This window comes from Actinospineispora eucalypti, from assembly GCF_039543365.1.
In the GTDB taxonomy this organism is placed as follows: domain Bacteria; phylum Actinomycetota; class Actinomycetes; order Mycobacteriales; family Pseudonocardiaceae; genus Pseudonocardia; species Pseudonocardia eucalypti.
In genome coordinates this window covers 105,876-121,993 of record NZ_BAABJP010000045.1, presented here as the reverse complement: position 1 = coordinate 121,993, position 16,118 = coordinate 105,876, and the positions used below count along the sequence as shown (strand labels likewise).

The window sequence follows — 16,118 nt, the reverse complement described above, 5'->3', positions numbered from 1 at the left end:
CGTCATTGATCCCGCCCTCCCGATAATGCAAATCCGTGTGACACACCCCGCAGGCCCGCACCGCGACCACCGCCTCACCCGGACCCGGATCCGGCACCGTGATCGTCTCCACCGACACCGGCTCGCCCTTCCCGTGCGCGACGACCCCGCGGACCTCCTGCGCCATTTGGCTCACTCCTATGTGCATGCGTGAATGTGTCCGTGCGCAGCGTGCCATGGATCTCCGGCGCTCCGCATCCGTGGCAGATAGATTCTTGCCATGCTTAAAAAAGAGGAGCACGGCGGCGTTGCGGTGATCACCTTGGAGCACGGGCCGGTGAACGCCACGGACACCGCCGCGCTGCGCGCGATCACGGCCGAGTTCAGCGCGCTGAACGGCCCGGAAGGGCCGGCGGCCGTGGTGTTCACCGGCTCGGGGCGGGCCTTCTCCGCCGGCGTCGACCTGCGCGCCATGCTGGCCGGCGGACCGCCCTACCTGGCCGAGTTCCTGCCGGCGCTGGACGAGGCCTGCCTGGCCCTGTTCACCCTGGACAAGCCGATGGTGGCGGCGGTGAACGGGCACGCGATCGCCGGCGGGTGCGTGTTGGCCTGCTGCGCCGACCTGCGGGTGATGGCGTCCGGGCGGGGGCGGATCGGCGTCCCGGAGATCAAGGTCGGCGTGCCGTTCCCCCGGGTGCCGCTGGAGATGCTGGTGCACGCGGTCGGCCCCAAGGTGGCGCAGCGGCTGGTCTACGGTGCGGACGCGGTGACCCCGGAGGAGGCGCTGACCCTGGGTCTGGTGGACGAGGTGGTCGACCCGGAGGCGCTGCTGGAGCGGTCGATCGCGCTCGCCGCCGAGCTGGCCGAACGCGCGCCCGCGGACACCTTCGCCATGTCCAAGTGGCAGCTGCGCCGGGACACTTTGGACCGGATCGCCCGCTACCAGGAGTACGAGTACCAACGCCTGGTCAGCATCTGGGAACGCCGCACCAGCGACAGCTGGACCGCCGACTACCTGGCCGCCGCCACCCGCAAGTCGTAGCGGCGGATTGCCGCGCGCAGCAGCAGGTAGAGCACGGTGGCGTTGCACAGGTGCCAGGCGAAATGGGTGCCCAGCGGCCAGCTCGGGCACAGCGGGCCGTCCAGCTGGCGGAAGGTCAGGGAAACCACGAACAGCGACGTGACCAGCCCGAACGTGCGCCAGGCTGGATCGCGGCGGGCGGCGAGGAATGCGGTGAGCCCGGCCAGGCCGAGCAGTGCCGGCAGGTAGAGGCCGGGTACGGGCCCGCCGCGGGCGGCTGGTGCGACCACGGCGGCGAAGGCCAGGAACGCCGGCGCGGCCAGCCAGGCCAGCCGCCGGCCCACGCCGGCGAACCGGTGCGTGAACACCACCAGGTAGACCAGCATGAACACGCCGATGGGCAGCGTGTCGGCCAGCGCCGCCCACCGGGTGGCCAGCGTGTGGAACAGGAAGCTGCCCACGCCGATCGCGGTCAAAATGGCGACCAGCAACACCAGGTCCGGGGGTGGGCGCCGCCCGGTCCGGCGCAGGTGCAGCGCCGCGAGGGCGGCCGCGACCAGGAACGCCAGGTTGGACAACGCGTTCACCGGCTCCGCCCAGAACGTCGCGGTCAGCCGCTCGCAGTAGCCGTCGATCACGTTCTCGACCTTGCCCGAACGAGGTGAACGCCCGGTTTCCGTCGGGGCGGGATGGCAGGGTGGGGGCATGCGTTATGGAGCGTTCGTGCCGTCGGGCGGTGATGGGTCACGGGTCGGCGTGCTCTGCGAGGACGACACCGTGCTGGACCTGGCCGCGCTGCACGCCGCCGAACCGGTGCCGTGGCCGGAGTTGCTCGTCGCGGCGAACCTGGACCGGCTGCTCGCCGCCGCGCGCCCGGTGTGGCGGGAGGTGCACGGCTGGCTGGCCGACACGCTCGCCGACCCGGACCGCTCGGCCCGGCACCGGCACCCGGTGGCCTCGGTCACCCCCGTGCTGCCGTTCACCGTGGCCGACTACGTGGATTTCTTCGCCTGCGAGCAGCACGCGGTGAACGCCGCGCGCATCTTCCGGCCGAACGACGAGCCGTTGGCGCCGAACTGGCGGCACCTGCCGGTCGGCTACCACGGCCGGGCGGCCACCGTGCGCGGCTCCGGCTCGCCGGTGCGCCGGCCGAACGGGCAGCGCGGTCCGGGGGACTACGGCCCGACCCGCGCGCTGGACTTCGAGGCCGAGCTGGGCTTCGTGATCGGCGGCGCGAGCACCCCCGGGGAGCCGGTCACCATGGAGCACGCGGCCGACCATCTGTTCGGCCTGGTGCTGCTCAACGACTGGTCGGCCCGGGACATCCAGTTCTGGGAGACCCGGCCGCTCGGGCCGTTGCTGGGCAAGGCCTTCGCCACCTCGATCTCCAGCTGGGTGACCCCGTGGGAGGCGCTCAACTCGGCGCGGGTGCCGCCGCCGGCCCGCGACCCGGAGCCGCTGCCGTACCTGCGCGGCGGGGCCGACCTGGGCCTGAACCTCGCGCTGCGGGTGCGGCTGAACGGCGAGCTCATCAGCAGTCCGCCGGGTGACGCGCTGTACTGGACCGCGCCGCAGATGATCGCCCACCTGACCAGCGGCGGCGCCACGCTGCGCCCCGGGGACCTGCTCGGCTCCGGCACGCTCTCCGGCCCGGCCCCGGACCAGCTGGGCAGCCTGTTGGAGCTGACCAAGCACGGCCGGGAACCGCTCACGCTGGCCGACGGATCAGAGCTCGGGTACCTGCGGGACGGCGACGAGCTGGTGATCACCGCCGACGCGCCGGCGTTCGGCGGCGGGCGGTTGGAGCTGGGCGAGGTGCGCGGCCGGATCCTCCCGGCGCGCTAGCCGTCGGGCAGCATGGAGCGGCGGACGCTGCGTTCGAAGTGGCCGTAACCGACCGTCCCGTCGGCCGCCGTGTACCGGGCCGCGCACTCCACCAGCACCGGCATGTCCTCGTCCAGCTGCCAGCCGACGCCGTTCAGGTTGTCCCCGGAGTCGGTGATGCACATGTTCACCGCGTGCAGCGCCTCGACGTGGATGGTCTCGCTGCCCTCCGGGGTGCTCACGACCAGGTCGCACTCGGTCGGCTCGGCCGGAAGGGCGGACACGAAGGGCAGCTCGGTGCCGGTGACCGGGGTTTGGCCGCCGTCCCGGTGCAGCACCACGCCCGCGTCGATCATGGTGGTGCCGTCCGGCATCTTCACCTGGATGTTGTGGATCACGCGGTCCGGGAAGACGATCAGCACGAAGTGGTGGGTGCCGAACCGTTGCAGGTCACGAGTGCCGCTGGAGTGATCGCGGTAGGCGCAACCGTCCAAGGGGTAGGTCGTGTCGCCGATGGTGACCCGGCCGGTCGCGTCGAACGCCTGCTGGGTGTGCGTGCCGCCGGCGAAGTCCTGGGTATGGCCGTCCCGGCCGGCGAACAGGTCCCACATCGGCGCCACCGCTTCGCCGCGCAGCTCGAACCGCATGGGTTGGCTCGGCCCGGACCCGACCAGCCCTTCGGCCAGCGCCTCGGTGGTGGTGAGCTCGGCGGCGCCGTCGAACGCGGCGGACCAGCGACGGCCGGGTTCCTCGATGCGCAGCCGCAGGTTTCCCGAGCCCATGGTGTCGGGGTCGCCCGGGCGGCCGTGCGAGCGGTCCACCGCCACCCGGCCATCGGGCAGGTAGACCATGGTCTGGGCCCACCACATGTCCAGATCCTGCTGGCAGCGCCCGATGTGCAGGAACAGGCCGACGCCCGCATCGGGGTTCCAGCTGCCCAGCCACGCCGTCTCACTCCACCTCGGTACGTCCCGTTGCGGTACGAAAACCCGGTCCAGCTCAGCGGTCTGCATACCAAACAACGTTAGAGCCTGTTGGCGAACTTCGCTGTCGGCGCGGAACGGCGGTCGGCGGGCGCCGCCGGGTAGGTCAGGACTTGCGGCGGCGGTGGTCGAGGTAGACGGCCGCGCCGGCGATGGCGAGCATCGTGCGGCGCATGGCGGCGGCGCGGCGGTCGGCGCGGTCCTCGTTGCGCGCGGCCGGTCCCTGCACGGTGTTGTTCTGGAAGGTGAACTCGCGGTTCGACAGGTCACGCATGAACGCGCGCATCTGCTCCGGAGCGGCGGCGGTGGTGAGCATCGCCTCCACCGCGAGCTTCGCCGCCGACTCCTGGGAGAGGGTCTCCCGGGCCAGCTCCATCATGATCGTTTTCAGCTCGTCCTCGAGCGTGTCGGTGATCGCCAGCTCCGGGGCCAGGTAGCGCACCGAGCCCTCCAGGTTGGCGAACGACTTGCCGAGCAGGCTCATCACCGGCCCGGTCTGAATGCCGCGTCTCGTCGAGTACTTCAGCACCGAGGAAAGCGCAACGCCGAAATCCAGCTGTTCCATCGAGGCACCGGCCACCTTGGGCACGAACTGCTGCATGTCGGAGACGAATCCGGGAATGTTCGCCCACGGCGTCGGCCGGCCCAGCTCTATCCAGGCCTTGGCCAGCGCCGTGCCGTCGTTCTGGGCGAGCGCCATGATGATCAGGAGCATGGTCATGCTCATTCGCCGGTCGGCCCGCCCGACCATTCCCCAGTCGATGATGTAGGCGGGCTGACCAGGCGCGACGAAGATGTTCCCGGGGTGTGGGTCGGCGTGGAAGGCGCGCTCCACGAAGAACGCCTGAAACATGTAGGCAAGCAGGTCCTTGCCGATGTTCTCCCGTTCCTCGGCGGTGAAGTCGTCCCGGTTGACGTGCCGGATCGACTTTCCCGGCGCCATTTCCTGCACCATTACCCGGGGCGTGTCGAAAATGACCTCGGGCACCGTGATGAACTCGTGGTTGTCCGCCTGGTCCAGCGCGTTTCGCATGTTCTCGGCCTCGAGCGTGAAATCCAGCTCGGGTTCCATCGCGTCGAAGAGGACGCCCAGCATCGACTCCACGTCGATGACCGCGTTGAAGTCCGGCGCACGCTTGGCCACCTGCTTGGACATCTTGCGCAGCAGCGCCATGTCGTCCAGCATCACCGGGCGCACGCCCGGGCGTTGGATCTTCACCACGGCGGGCCGCCCGTTGGCCAGCCGCACCCGGTAGACCTGGGCCAGCGAGGCCGCGCCGAGCGGCTTCTCGACCTCGATCTCCTTGAAGTAGCTCTGCCAGTTCGAGCCCAGCTCGGCGGCCAGCACCGGCTCGAAGTCGGCGAACGGCGCCACCTTCACCTGCTCGTGCAGGTTCTTGAACTCGTCGATCATGATCTCCGGCACGATGTCCGGCCGGGTGGACAGCATCTGGCCGATCTTGACGTAGAACGGGCCGAGGTCCTCCAGCGCGCGGCGCACCGCCCGGGCCCGTTGCCGCTCGACGGCCGTGTTGTCCGAGTCCGACCGCTTCTTCCGGCCGAACCCGACGCTCCGCCCTGCTTCCCCCGCTAGCAGGGAGGCCAGCACCTTGGCCACCACCCGACCCCGGCCGCTACCCACGACTGCCTCCCCCGGCGCGTCCGGTCATTCCGGTCCGCCCTCCCACCAGTCGTGCTTGCCGGTGCGCCGCCGGTCTCGGCCGCGGTCCTTGGCGTGCTCCCGATCCCGGTCCTCGACGTGTGACCGGGCGGACCCTCCGGTCCGCAGCAGCCCCTTGAACAGGCTGGACACCATCGACTCGAACCCGCCGCCACCGCTGCCGGGCAGGATCGCGCGGGGCAGGCCGACGGCGAGCACCTCGCTGAGCACCTCGTGCGTGCAGTCCTCGCCGCTGCTGTGCCGGACCGCCCGGAAGTATCGCCCGGCGCGCACGTCGTCGCAGAGTTCGGCGAGCTCGAGCCGGCGGCGCTCGTCGACGTCGAACAGCGAGCCGTCGCTCTCCCGGCGGAGTCGCCGAGCGGGCAGCTTGCTGCGCGGGGACCGGCGACTCACGGCTTCGCCTCCAGGCTCATGACGGAAAGCTAACGTGGCGACGGAAAACAATCACCGCTGTGGCGCAAAAACCCCCGGTTGCTCCGTGCGGAGCCGCCGGGGGCTGTGGCGCGTCCGACTGGGGTTCAGCGGATCACTTCTTGGCGGCGGTCGAGCCGGCGCCCAGCTCGCTGACCTTCTCGCTCAGGGCCTTGATGGCCTCGCGCAGCTCGTCCAGCTCGTCGTCCCGACGGCCGCCGCGGCGACGGCCGCCGCGGTCATCGTCGTCGTCCGAGTCGAACCAGTTGCGGCCGGCCCGGCGGAGGTCTCGCTCGGTGTCCCGACCCCGGTCGACGACCTCGTCGTCGATGAAGTCCTTGATGTCGTCGGTGATGTCCTGCAGGAAGTCGGTGACGCTGCTGCTGCTGCGACGGCGGCGGGCCATGGCTCTCAACTCCTTGGTGGTTTTGTTTTGCGCTCATTTACGCACTGCGTAAGTTACGCAACGCGTAAAGCCGCGTCAACGGAAATGTGGCGCCCCCCACGCCTACTGGTGAGTACCTACTTCATATGGCCTAATGCCTGGTCGATCCCGGCCTCGTGGCACTCGGCGCGGCCGCCTCGCGCGAATCTAGGTCGGGCGCAGGGGTTCGCCCCACCGGCTTCTCTGTCTCGAGGTCGACCGGCAATGCTTTGCTCTGCGTGCAAATACGCAACAATCCGGGTACTGATCGCGCTCCCGGTTTCGCGCACCGCGACCCCACGGCCCGCGAAAAGCCGGACCGGCTCCCGCCCGGTCCGCCCCCCGTCGGCGCTCGAGGCCCGTGTGGCGCGAGGTCCTGGTCGCGACGACGCCGAGTGGCAGCCCAGGCACTGTTGATCATGATCGACGGGGTACTGCGCTGCCGCTCGGTGCGCACTACCGCCATGGGGCGGGCGGCGATGGGGATCGGCGGTGCGTCAAGGAGACCTGGTGTTGCGTATTTGTGCGCAGAGCAAGGGGTGGGAGGGGATCAGGGCTGGCCGGTGCGCCAGGCGTCCAGTACGCGGCGTTCCTTCTTGGTGGGGCGGCCGGCGCCGCGTTCGCGGCGGGCCACCGGCAGCAGCGGCATTGCCGGGGGCGGCGGGGTGTGGTCGACGAAGCAGCCGGCCGCCTCGGCGGCGCCCACCCGTTTCTGGATCACCCGGGTGACCTCCACGATCCGGTTCACGTGGTGCACCCGGACCCGGACCTCGTCACCCGGCACCACCGGGGTGGCCGGCTTGGCCGGGCGGTCGTTGATCCGCACGTGCCCGCCCCGGCAGGCGGCCGCCGCGTCCGGCCGGGTCTTCACCAGCCGCACCGCCCACAGCCACCGATCTACCCGGGTGGACTCCATCCCCCGATCATGCCAGCCGCGACGTCGGTCCGAGCCGGCCCGGACGCCGGGCCGGTGATGCGGAGGCCGTGCGCCAATCGCGGCTGTGCGGGCGGCGGCCGGGGCGGCGCGTTTGGCGGATGGGGGCGGTGGGCCGGGTGGCGCATCGGCGCGGGGCGGTTCGGGGCAGCCATGGGGTGAGGGGTTGAGACGTCTGGGTGGGCGGTGGTTACGGAGGGTGCGGGTGGCTCGGCTAGTGGGTTATAACCGCCCGGTGGTTGAGGCGGCAGGGACACCGAGCGCTCAGTTCGCCGTGCGGGTGCTCCGCTATCTGGCCGCCGAGGCCGGTGTCCGGCAGTTCCTGGAGCTTTCCCTCGCCGGCGGGCCGGAAGCCGGCGGACCGAAAGCCGGCGGACCGAAAGCCGGCGGACCGAAAGCCGGCGGACCGAAAGCCGGCGGACCGAAAGCCGGCGGGCCGGAAGCCGGCGGGCCGGAAACTGGCGGGCCGGAAACTGGCGGGCTGGAAGCTGGCGAGGTGATCCGGCGGATCGCCCCGGAGGCCCTGGTGGCCCGTCCGGACGGGGAACGCGATGCGCGACGGATCATCGCCCAACGCCTGGACCCGGGCCGGCAGGTCGCGGTGCTGTGGCTGGGCGCCCCACCCCGCGACCCGGCGACCGGAGCGTGCGACGGATCGGGCGTCGCGGCGGTGATCGCCGGGGTGATGGCCGCCGTGCCGTCCGGGAGCTACCTGGCCCTGTGCTGTGCCGACCCCCGGTGGATGACCGGCCGGCTGACCGGCCTGGCCCTGGTCGAGCCCGGGCTGGTGCCGGTCACCGACTGGCGCCCGGACTACCCGCCCGCCCCGGTCAGCGGGCCGGTGACCGCCCACGGAGCGCTGGCTCGGAAGCCGTGACGGGGGTGGCGGTGTAGTCGGCCAGGTCCAGGTCGGCCAGTTGGCGGCGGTACTGGGTGGCGAACCCGGGGAACATGGTGGCGTTGAAGCCGTCCGCCGTCAGGTACCAGCTGCGGCAGCCGGAGTTCCAGGTGGTTCCGGCCAGCCGGCGCTGCAGGGACTCGTTGTATACACGTTGTACGGCGGGCCGCACGTCCAGCGTGCGGATCCGCCGCTCCCGGCACAGCCGGATGGCGCGCACCAGGTAGTCGATCTGCGCCTCCAGGTAGAACAGTGCGGAGTTGTGGCCGGGGCCGGAGTTGGGGCCGAAGGTGAGGAACAGGTTCGGGTAGCCGGCCACGCTGACGCTCTTGTACGCCTGCGCCCCGCCCGCCCACTCGCGCGCCAGATCCCGCCCGCCGGGGCCGGTGACCGGGAACGGCGTGCCGGTCTTGTTCACCTGGAACCCGGTGGCGAACACGATGGCGTCGGCCCGGTGCTCGATGCCCTCGGCGGTGCGGATACCGTCCGCCGAGAGGCGGGCGATCGGCCAGGTGATCAGTTTGCAGTTGTCGGCCTGCAGCGCGGGGTAGTAGTCGCTGGAGACCAGCATGCGCTTGCAGCCGGCCCGGAAGTCCGGGGTGAGCTGGCGGCGCAGCCATCGGTCCTTGACCTGGGTGCGCAGGTGGCGTTTGGCGGCGGTCTGCACCAGGCCGGTGGCCAGCGAGTTCCACACCAGGCCGAGCGCGACCGCCTCGTGGCCCCAGAACCACGCCCCGCGGGCGGCGGCCTGGGTTTCCGGCCGATCGCGGAACAGGGACTTCGCCCAGGACGGGTGCGCGAAGTCCAGCCGGGGCAGCACCCATCCCGGGGTGCGCTGGAACACCTTCACCTTGCCCGCCGTCTTGACCAGCTCGGGGATGATCTGCACCGCGCTGGCCCCGGTGCCGACCACCGCGACGGTCTTCCCGGTGAAGTCGTAGTCGTGGTCCCAGCGCGCGCTGTGCATGATCTTGCCGGTGTAGTCGGCCATGCCCCGGATGTCCGGCAGCGAGGCGTTGGCCAGCGCGCCGGCGGCGAGAACGGCGTGCCGGGCGGTGTAGGTGTCGCCGGCCGAGGTGTGGGCGGTCCAGCGCGCGGTGTCCTCGTCGAAGGCCAGCCCGGTGACGTCGGCGCCGAACCGCAGGTGCGTCTGAAGGTTGTGCTCGCGCACCACGTCCTCGATGTAGGCCTGGATCTCCGCGCTGCCCGAGTAGGCCCGCGACCAGTCCGGGTTCGGTGCGAACGAGTACGAGTAGAGCAGCGAGGGGATGTCGCAGGCGGCGCCGGGATAGGTGTTGTCCCGCCAGGTGCCGCCGACCCGGTCGGCGCGTTCCAGCACCACGAAGTCCTCGATGCCGGCCTGCTTGAGCCGGATCGCGGTGCCCAGCCCGGCGAACCCGGCACCGATGATCAGCACGCTCATTTGGCCACCGGCTCGTGGGTGAGCTCGCGCGCCCAGGTGGGCAGCCGGTCGCCGACCAGCCGCTTGGGCAGCCGGTCGGTGATGCGCACCAGCGGGTCGGCCACCAGCCGGTGGTAGGGGTGCGCCCGGTTGATCGTCATCTGGGCGTGCGCCTTGAACACGTGGTACTCGGGTATACGCTTTGTATACCGGCCGCGTTCACCGTTGGTGATGAACCGCTTGGCCGCGTTGAACAGGCGCTTCTCCGACAGGCCCATGGCCACGATGTTGTCCCGCATCTTGTTCAGCAGCGGGATGTACACCAGCAGCCCGAACAGCAGCTGCGGTTTCAGCGCGCCGGCACTGCGGATCAGGATCTTGCTCATCGAGCTCGCGCCGATCACGTCCAGCACCTGGAAGTCGACCACGATGTGCCGCGACTCGTCGGAGTTGATGTGCTTGAACACCTCGTGGCACAGCGGATCCTGCACCTCTTCCAGCAGGAACTTGACCAGCGCCCCGTCCAGGGCGCACTCCAGCATGGAGATCAGCGGGGCCAGGGTGGACAGCGGCGAGTCGTCGCCGAAGCGGTCCAGCATCTGCGCGGCCATCCGCACGTTCACGTTCGGCTCGGGCCACTCGTCGTTCTCCAGCATGCCCCAGCGGCGCATCAGCGCCAGCTCGGCGTTGGCGTGCTTCTGCTCCTCGGCGTGGAAGTACTGGTAGATCTCCTTGATCGTCGGCGTGGGCGCCTTCTGGGCCAGCGCGGCGAAACCGCGCGCGCCGATGTTCTCGATCCACACCAGGTCGGCCATGAACGCCTTCAGCGCGGGCCGCTGCTCGTCGGTGATCAGCTCGGCGCCGGGGGCCTCCCAGTCGATGTCGGCCAGCGCCCACTGCTTGTCCTTGATCGTCTGCAGCATGTTGTCGAAGTCGAACGTCATCGTTTGCTCCTCACATCCGTGCTAGTGCCCCGACACGAAACGTTCGGCACGTTTCTCGGCGGCCCAGACGCCGCCTGGCGGCGTTGTCGTCGTCGCACGTAGCTCCGCTACGCACTCCTCCTCCGCCTTGCCAGCCGACCTCTGGATCCACCGAATAAACATGCCGACGTTCCGTGTCGGGGCACTAGTTCTTCGCGCAGGAAGGCGGCCGCTTCGCGCACGGCCGGCCGGGCCTCCGGGATCAGCGCCGGCAGCGCCTGGAACACGTGCATCTGGCCCGGCCAGACGCGTAGCTCGCAGCGCGCACCGAGGGCGCGCAGCCGCCGGGCCAGGTACTCGGCGTCGGCGGCGAGCATCTCCGCGCCGCCGGCGTGCACCAGCGTCGGCGGGTAGTCGACCGACGGGTCGAAGGGCAGCGCCAGCCGGGGGTGCTCGGCGTCGGCGTCCCGCAGGTAGTGGGCCACCAGCCGGCGCGCCCGGCCGGCCGAGATCATCGGGTCGGGCCGGAACAGGTCGCGTTCCCCGGCCAGCGCGAACGTCGGGTCGACCAGCGGGGAGAACAGCGCGACCGCCGCCGGAAGGGGCAGCCCGGCGCGGCCCAGCTCGCCGATCAGGTCCATAGCCAGGTGGCCGCCGGCGGAGTCGCCGGCCAGGGCGATCCGGTGCGCCGGGAAGCCCTGGGTGAGCAGCCACTCGAAGGCGGAACGCACGTCGTCGGCGGCGGCCGGGAAGCGGTGGGAAGGGGCGAGCCGGTAGTCGCAGGCGAACACCGGCAGGCCGGTGTCGGCGGACAACCGCGAGGTCAGGCCCCGGTGGGTGCGGGCGGAGCAGATCGCGTAACCGCTGCCGTGGATGTACAGCACGGCGGCGTCCGCACCGCTCACCCCGGGGCCGAGGACCCACTCCCCGCGCACCGCCGGCGCGCCCTGGGTGGCCAGTTGGACCCGCCGGACCGAGGTGCCGCGCAGCGGCGGCCCGAACACGGCCAGCGAGCCGGCGACCAGGCGCCGGGTGAACCGCACCCCGCCCGGGGTGGCCGGGATGAACGTGCCCAGCGGCCGCAGCGTCGCCCGGGTGAACCGGCGCGCGGCGACGGCCCGCCAGGACGCTTCTGATGGCACCTGCCTTCTCTGAAGGTGCATGCCATCAGATTGTGCTTACCGGCGGTAGCTTGTCAAGATGGAGGGCGTGCAAACCAACTCGCGGGTGTACGGCGGGCGCAGCACCGAGCAGCGCCGGGCCGAACGCCGCCGCCAGCTGATCGACGCCGCGATCGAGATCTGGGGCGAGCAGGGCTGGTCGGCGGTCACCATGCGCGGGGTGTGCGCGAAGGCCGGACTGATCGACCGCTACTTCTACGAGAGCTTCCCGGAGCGGGAGGCGCTGCTCGTGGCGGTCTGGGACCAGATGGGCGACGAGCTGATCGCCAAGCTGGTCGCGGTGATCACCGGCGCGGTGCAGAACCCGATCGCGCAGCTGCGCGCGGCCATCGCCACGCTGGTGCACGACGTGGCGGCGAACCCGGCCAGGGCGCGCATCCTGTTCGGTGAGCACACCGGCAACGACGCGCTGGAGCGCCGGCACATCGACGCGTTGCAGCAGGTCACCGACCTGCTCATTCAGTTTGGCCGGCCGTTCTTCCGGCCCGGCGCGGACGAGAACGGGCTACGGATGAGCACGCTGATCGGCATCGGCGGGTTCGTCGAACTGATCAAGGCGTGGCGCGCCGGCGTGGTCGACGTCCCCGCCGAGGGGATCATCGACCACGCCGCCGAGGTGGGAGCGGTGTTGGCCGCTCGCTATCTAATCCACCAGTAGCAGGTGGGTGGCGGTGTGCTTGGAGACCCGGGTGGTGACCCACTCCAGGGCGCGCTCGGCCCGGCCGTGGTCGTGCCGGTTGCCCACGACCAGCAGGTCCGCCTCGCGCTCCTCGGTCACCCGGAGCACGCCGGGGCCGGGGTCGCCGTGCGCGATCACCTTGTCCACGTCGGCGACGCCGAGCTCGCGCGCGTGTTCCTCGGCCTCGTAGAGCGACTCGGCGATGGCGTCCCGGTTGAACGTCGCGTCGTGTGCCTGGTAGCTGTCCTCGCGGAGCATGTCGGTGGCGTAGGCCAGCTCGCGCATGTTGGCCGGCAGCCGCACGCCGACCAGGATCAGCTTGGCGCCGCCCTCGATGCACAGCGCGGCGGCCTTCTCCTGCGCGCGGTGGGACAGTGGCGAGTTGTGCACGCCGACCACGATCTTGCGCTGGTAGTTGCTGGTGCGCGGGTGGTGCCGGCGGCTCAGCAGCTTCCGCCACTCGTGTGTCGTGGTGTGCGCGATCAGCACGTCGCACCGGGCTTCCTTGCGCACTCCCGAGGGAACCGAGCCGAGCAGCCGGCCGGCGATGCTGGACAGCCCGTGGTTGCCCACCAGCAGCATGTCCGCCCCATGCCGCTTCACCGCGTTGACCAGCACAGCCACCGGCTCACCCGGCACTGCCTCGATCTCCACGTTGGACGCGCCGACCTCGGCGCACCGCGCCGCGGCGCGGGCCAGTACCCGCTCGGCGGCCTCGCGGTCCTCGGACTGGTAGGTGGTCTCTTCGTCGCCGCTCCGGCCGCGCACCATCCCCCGGAACGCGGTGACCAGAATCAGCCGGTTGCCGGCTTCCGCGGCCTGTAGCGCGGCGACCTCGACGGTGCGGAAACCGGTTTCCGAGTCGTGGACCCCGGCGACCACGGTGTTGAACGTGGGCATGGGAACCCCCTGTACGGGTTGTCGCCAAGTCGTCGGCGACTTCGTCTAGTCCTCGATTACTCGTTATATGGTCGCGGACTCGACCATATTTAGCAAGTGGCACTTGTTCTGGGTGGCAACGGTTCGATTACGATCGATCGCGCTGCGTAGTTCCCCGGCGCCGCGGGCTGTTCCTCCCCTTGGCTCTGCGTGGAAATACGCAACGCGGGCTAATCGCCGTTCACAACTCGCGACTGATCGACATCAACCTCAGAGCCCGTTTTGTCGCGACAAAGGGCACTCAGGTTGATATCGATCATGGATCGTGGGGCGTACGGCCCGGTGGCGGGCATCGGTGCGCGGTCAGTAACGGCCGCACGGCCCTCGGTCAGTCCCACATGTCCCGTCAGTCACATAAAGTGAACCTCGATTAGCCCCCGTTGCGTATTTCCACGCAGAGCCAAGGTGTGTGCGCGAAGCCTCAGGACGGGCTGGCCACCCGGCGGGCGGCGAACCGGTCGAGTACCCGGGTAGCGGCTTCCTGGCCGCTGACCAGGGCGCCGTTCAGGCCGGGGATGCGGTCCAGGTCGCCGGCGAACTGCACGCGGGCCGACCGGTCGATCCGGCGCCGGTAGTCGGCGATCCGGGCGAAGCGGCCCCGGTCCAGGGTGGGCACCGACTCCGGCCAGCGCACCACGGCGTGCTCCTCCAGGTCGGCCGCCACGTCGTAGCCGTGGTAGCGGGCCGCGCGGTCCAGCGCGTAGTCGAGCACCTGCTCGTCGGTCAGGTGTTCGGTGCGTTCCAGGTACTCGTGCGAGAGCAGCACGGTGAGCAGGCCCTTGCCCTCCGGCGCCCGGCCGGGGGCCTTGTTGTGGTCGGCGATCACCGCGATGGTGTCCGGGTCCTCGGCCGGCGGGACGAGGAAGTAGGTCGCCGGGTCGGGCGGCCGCCGGGACAGCCCGAGGCAGATGCTGCCCAGCCGGCGATACCGGGTGCTGGAGTACAGGCCCCGGGTGACCTCGTCCACCTGCGGGTAGATCTCCAGCGCCGGCCGGGCGGTGGTGGCGATGACGCCGGTGTCGAACCGCTCGGTGCGTTCCCCGCCGGCGTCGTACGTGATCTCCACCGAGGAGCCGTTGTCGGTCACGTTGCGCACGGCGTGCCCGAGGCGCAGGTCCACGTACTCGGCCAGCTTCGCCGGCAGGCCGACCACGCCGGAGATCAGGTTGTACACGTTGGGCACCAGCATGTTGCGCACGGTCCAGTGCATGAGCGCGACCGAGGTGTCCGCGTCGTCGGCCACCCAGGTGCCGGACACCAGCGGGCGCCCGCACCACTGCAGCAGCTCCTCGTTGAGCCGCCGCCGGCAGTACTCGCGGACAGTCTCCGTGTCGATCTCGGCCAGCTGGTCGTAGCTGTCGTAGCCCAGGCCGCGGCGATGGGCGAACACGTCGGCGGCCAGCCGCAGCCCGCGCAGCTTGGCGCCGGGGGACAGCAGCCGAGTGCCCAGTGCGGTCCGGATGGGCGTGGTGTAGTCCAGGTAGTGGTTCACCCCGTCGCGCGGGATCGCGCCCATCGCGGAGCGCACCACGAACTCCGGCTCCAGGCCCACTTCCTTGATCAGTGCGATGGCGTCCCGGTAGGTGCCCAGGTAGACCGCCGTGCCCAGGTCCATCAGGAACTCGCCCTTGCGCACGGTCCAGATCCGCCCGCCGACCCGGTCGCGGCTCTCGAACAGGGTGGTCTCGAACCCGGCCTGCTGAAGCCGGTACGCGGCGGTGGTGCCGGCGATCCCGGCGCCGATCACAGCGGCTCTACCGATAGACAAGGCGGCATTCCTTCCACGTGGTTTGCGGGCCGCACACCCCGCCGTTGCGCCATTCCCGCTCTATGTGTGCAGCCGGTATCGGCCCTGTATGCAACGCGTATAACCAGTACGGGATGTTGAAGGTGCCCAGGATGGCCAGCTGGCACACCCCGAGAACGGCCAGGAACCGGGCGAACGTGCGCGCCCGCTCACCCAGGCGCAGCTTGTCGATGTGCCGCTCGGGCAGCGAGCGCCCCCGGTCGTCGCGGAAGAAGTGCAGGCAGCCGAGCACCACGAAGGTGCCGGCCCAGCTGAACGGTTCGTACAGCGGGAACTGGTGGTCGGTGCCGGCGAACAGGGTCAGCGAAGGGATGGTCATCGAATAGCTGATCAACCCGAGCCGGGTCATGGTCAGCTCCATCACGATGTCGATGGCGATCATCAGCGCGTAGGTCTGCGTGATCAGCCGGAACACGCTCCGGCCCGGGTCGCGGCGGCGCTGGCGGGCCATGTACCGGGAGCTGGCGTAGCCGAGCATGCCGCACATCCACAGGTAGGCCATGCCGTACACCAGCGGCACCGGGATCTTGTCCGCGTTCGGCGAGCTCCAGCCGGGTATGTGCGCCATCCATCCGCCGAAGTTGACGAACGTCGTGGCGTACTGGAACTGGTAGACGGTCCAGTTGATCCACGGCTCCTGGAAGAACATCAGCCAGGCGGACAGGAAGAACAGCCCGTCGAAGGTGAACCGGCCGGTCCTGATCTTCGGTCCCAGGACGAACCGCCAGAGGATCCAGCCGGACATCAGGATGCCGAAGAACACCTCCACGCAGCGGACCAGCACCACGTACCAGGTGGGTTCCAGCCCGCGCCCGAGGGTGTTCGGGGTGAAGTCGCCGGAGAGCACCCACATCGTCCAGCAGTAGGCGATCAGCGCGAACCAGGCCAGGCCGTGCAGCACCCAGAGTCGCGCGGCCGTCCGCTGTCCCTCGAGCCGGTCCGGTTCGACCCGCGTCGCCGTCGACGTCATGTTGGGGAGCGTAGCCTATCTGTCTGTCAACAGACAGATATCTGTTTCGGTGCAGACGGGTA

General features: G+C 70.4%; 17 protein-coding genes. 4 read left to right on the top strand and 13 right to left on the bottom strand.

The window, feature by feature from the left end:
• Positions 1 to 166 (bottom strand): alcohol dehydrogenase catalytic domain-containing protein (locus tag ABEB12_RS34275; protein WP_345703374.1); only part of this gene is annotated, 166 nt, incomplete at its 3' end.
• A 93-nt stretch (positions 167 to 259) separates the two neighbouring features.
• Here ABEB12_RS34275 and ABEB12_RS34270 point away from each other — a divergent pair.
• Positions 260 to 1,021, top strand: a complete 762-nt coding sequence (locus tag ABEB12_RS34270; protein WP_185063720.1) for an enoyl-CoA hydratase-related protein — start codon at positions 260 to 262, stop codon at positions 1,019 to 1,021.
• Here ABEB12_RS34270 and ABEB12_RS34265 read toward each other — a convergent pair.
• The gene (locus ABEB12_RS34265) at positions 991 to 1,638 is read right to left on the bottom strand and encodes a ceramidase domain-containing protein (protein WP_345703382.1); all 648 of its coding nucleotides are present in this window, start codon (positions 1,636 to 1,638) and stop codon (positions 991 to 993) included. The genes ABEB12_RS34270 and ABEB12_RS34265 overlap by 31 nt on opposite strands.
• Before the next feature lie 67 nt (positions 1,639 to 1,705).
• Here ABEB12_RS34265 and ABEB12_RS34260 point away from each other — a divergent pair, with 67 nt between their 5' ends.
• Positions 1,706 to 2,845, top strand: coding sequence for a fumarylacetoacetate hydrolase family protein (locus ABEB12_RS34260; RefSeq protein ID WP_185063722.1), 1,140 nt, complete (start codon positions 1,706 to 1,708; stop codon positions 2,843 to 2,845).
• On the opposite strand, the gene ABEB12_RS34255 is transcribed toward ABEB12_RS34260, so the two are convergent.
• The 5 genes from ABEB12_RS34255 to ABEB12_RS34235 form a co-directional block, all read right to left on the bottom strand.
• Positions 2,842 to 3,837, bottom strand: coding sequence for a hypothetical protein (locus ABEB12_RS34255; protein ID WP_185063723.1), 996 nt, complete (start codon positions 3,835 to 3,837; stop codon positions 2,842 to 2,844). The genes ABEB12_RS34260 and ABEB12_RS34255 overlap by 4 nt on opposite strands.
• Before the next feature lie 76 nt (positions 3,838 to 3,913).
• On the bottom strand, positions 3,914 to 5,449 hold the full coding sequence (locus ABEB12_RS34250) for an AarF/UbiB family protein (RefSeq protein WP_185063724.1): 1,536 nt from the start codon (positions 5,447 to 5,449) through the stop codon (positions 3,914 to 3,916).
• A 24-nt stretch (positions 5,450 to 5,473) separates the two neighbouring features.
• Positions 5,474 to 5,881, bottom strand: a complete 408-nt coding sequence (locus ABEB12_RS34245; RefSeq protein WP_185063725.1) for a hypothetical protein — start codon at positions 5,879 to 5,881, stop codon at positions 5,474 to 5,476.
• 133 nt (positions 5,882 to 6,014) lie between these two features.
• Complete coding sequence (locus ABEB12_RS34240) at positions 6,015 to 6,305, bottom strand: hypothetical protein (RefSeq protein WP_185063726.1); 291 nt, start codon at positions 6,303 to 6,305, stop codon at positions 6,015 to 6,017.
• A gap of 568 nt (positions 6,306 to 6,873) precedes the next feature.
• Positions 6,874 to 7,239 (bottom strand): S4 domain-containing protein, encoded by a 366-nt coding sequence (locus tag ABEB12_RS34235; protein WP_185063727.1) that lies wholly within the window; start codon positions 7,237 to 7,239, stop codon positions 6,874 to 6,876.
• A 253-nt stretch (positions 7,240 to 7,492) separates the two neighbouring features.
• On the opposite strand from ABEB12_RS34235, the gene ABEB12_RS34230 reads away from it, so the two are divergent.
• A complete protein-coding gene (locus tag ABEB12_RS34230) occupies positions 7,493 to 8,134 on the top strand; it encodes a class I SAM-dependent methyltransferase (protein WP_185063728.1) in 642 nt (213 codons plus the stop codon).
• On the opposite strand, the gene ABEB12_RS34225 is transcribed toward ABEB12_RS34230, so the two are convergent.
• From ABEB12_RS34225 to ABEB12_RS34215, 3 genes are all read right to left on the bottom strand, one after another.
• Positions 8,088 to 9,578: an FAD-dependent oxidoreductase gene (locus tag ABEB12_RS34225; protein ID WP_185063729.1), complete on the bottom strand. Its 1,491-nt coding sequence runs from the start codon at positions 9,576 to 9,578 to the stop codon at positions 8,088 to 8,090. The genes ABEB12_RS34230 and ABEB12_RS34225 overlap by 47 nt on opposite strands.
• Positions 9,575 to 10,501 carry a ferritin-like domain-containing protein gene (locus ABEB12_RS34220; RefSeq protein ID WP_185063730.1) on the bottom strand — a complete coding sequence of 309 codons (927 nt, stop codon included), beginning with the start codon at positions 10,499 to 10,501 and terminating at the stop codon, positions 9,575 to 9,577. The genes ABEB12_RS34225 and ABEB12_RS34220 overlap by 4 nt, the downstream gene beginning before the upstream one ends.
• A gap of 107 nt (positions 10,502 to 10,608) precedes the next feature.
• A complete protein-coding gene (locus tag ABEB12_RS34215; protein WP_345703381.1) occupies positions 10,609 to 11,622 on the bottom strand; it encodes an alpha/beta hydrolase in 1,014 nt (337 codons plus the stop codon).
• A gap of 58 nt (positions 11,623 to 11,680) precedes the next feature.
• On the opposite strand from ABEB12_RS34215, the gene ABEB12_RS34210 reads away from it, so the two are divergent.
• Positions 11,681 to 12,319 (top strand): TetR family transcriptional regulator, encoded by a 639-nt coding sequence (locus tag ABEB12_RS34210; protein ID WP_185063732.1) that lies wholly within the window; start codon positions 11,681 to 11,683, stop codon positions 12,317 to 12,319.
• On the opposite strand, the gene ABEB12_RS34205 is transcribed toward ABEB12_RS34210, so the two are convergent.
• From ABEB12_RS34205 to ABEB12_RS34195, 3 genes are all read right to left on the bottom strand, one after another.
• Positions 12,305 to 13,240, bottom strand: a complete 936-nt coding sequence (locus ABEB12_RS34205) for a universal stress protein (protein WP_185063733.1) — start codon at positions 13,238 to 13,240, stop codon at positions 12,305 to 12,307. The genes ABEB12_RS34210 and ABEB12_RS34205 overlap by 15 nt on opposite strands.
• Before the next feature lie 460 nt (positions 13,241 to 13,700).
• Positions 13,701 to 15,047, bottom strand: a complete 1,347-nt coding sequence (locus ABEB12_RS34200; protein WP_185063734.1) for an FAD-dependent oxidoreductase — start codon at positions 15,045 to 15,047, stop codon at positions 13,701 to 13,703.
• On the bottom strand, positions 15,034 to 16,056 hold the full coding sequence (locus tag ABEB12_RS34195) for a spirocyclase AveC family protein (RefSeq protein WP_185063735.1): 1,023 nt from the start codon (positions 16,054 to 16,056) through the stop codon (positions 15,034 to 15,036). Before ABEB12_RS34195 ends, ABEB12_RS34200 begins: the two co-directional genes overlap by 14 nt.
• Between the last annotated feature and the right edge of the window lie 62 nt (positions 16,057 to 16,118).

What these genes read in the sequence shown, in the direction of transcription:
- ABEB12_RS34270 (WP_185063720.1), top strand. Translation starts at nt 260, where the DNA reads ATGCTTAAAAAAGAGGAGCACGGCGGCGTTGCGGTGATCACCTTGGAG.
- ABEB12_RS34260 (WP_185063722.1), top strand. Translation starts at nt 1,706, where the DNA reads ATGCGTTATGGAGCGTTCGTGCCGTCGGGCGGTGATGGGTCACGGGTC.
- ABEB12_RS34255 (WP_185063723.1), bottom strand. Translation starts at nt 3,837, where the DNA reads ATGCAGACCGCTGAGCTGGACCGGGTTTTCGTACCGCAACGGGACGTA.
- ABEB12_RS34240 (WP_185063726.1), bottom strand. Translation starts at nt 6,305, where the DNA reads ATGGCCCGCCGCCGTCGCAGCAGCAGCAGCGTCACCGACTTCCTGCAG.
- ABEB12_RS34235 (WP_185063727.1), bottom strand. Translation starts at nt 7,239, where the DNA reads ATGGAGTCCACCCGGGTAGATCGGTGGCTGTGGGCGGTGCGGCTGGTG.
- ABEB12_RS34225 (WP_185063729.1), bottom strand. Translation starts at nt 9,578, where the DNA reads ATGAGCGTGCTGATCATCGGTGCCGGGTTCGCCGGGCTGGGCACCGCG.
- ABEB12_RS34220 (WP_185063730.1), bottom strand. Translation starts at nt 10,501, where the DNA reads ATGACGTTCGACTTCGACAACATGCTGCAGACGATCAAGGACAAGCAG.
- ABEB12_RS34210 (WP_185063732.1), top strand. Translation starts at nt 11,681, where the DNA reads ATGGAGGGCGTGCAAACCAACTCGCGGGTGTACGGCGGGCGCAGCACC.
- ABEB12_RS34205 (WP_185063733.1), bottom strand. Translation starts at nt 13,240, where the DNA reads ATGCCCACGTTCAACACCGTGGTCGCCGGGGTCCACGACTCGGAAACC.
- ABEB12_RS34195 (WP_185063735.1), bottom strand. Translation starts at nt 16,056, where the DNA reads ATGACGTCGACGGCGACGCGGGTCGAACCGGACCGGCTCGAGGGACAG.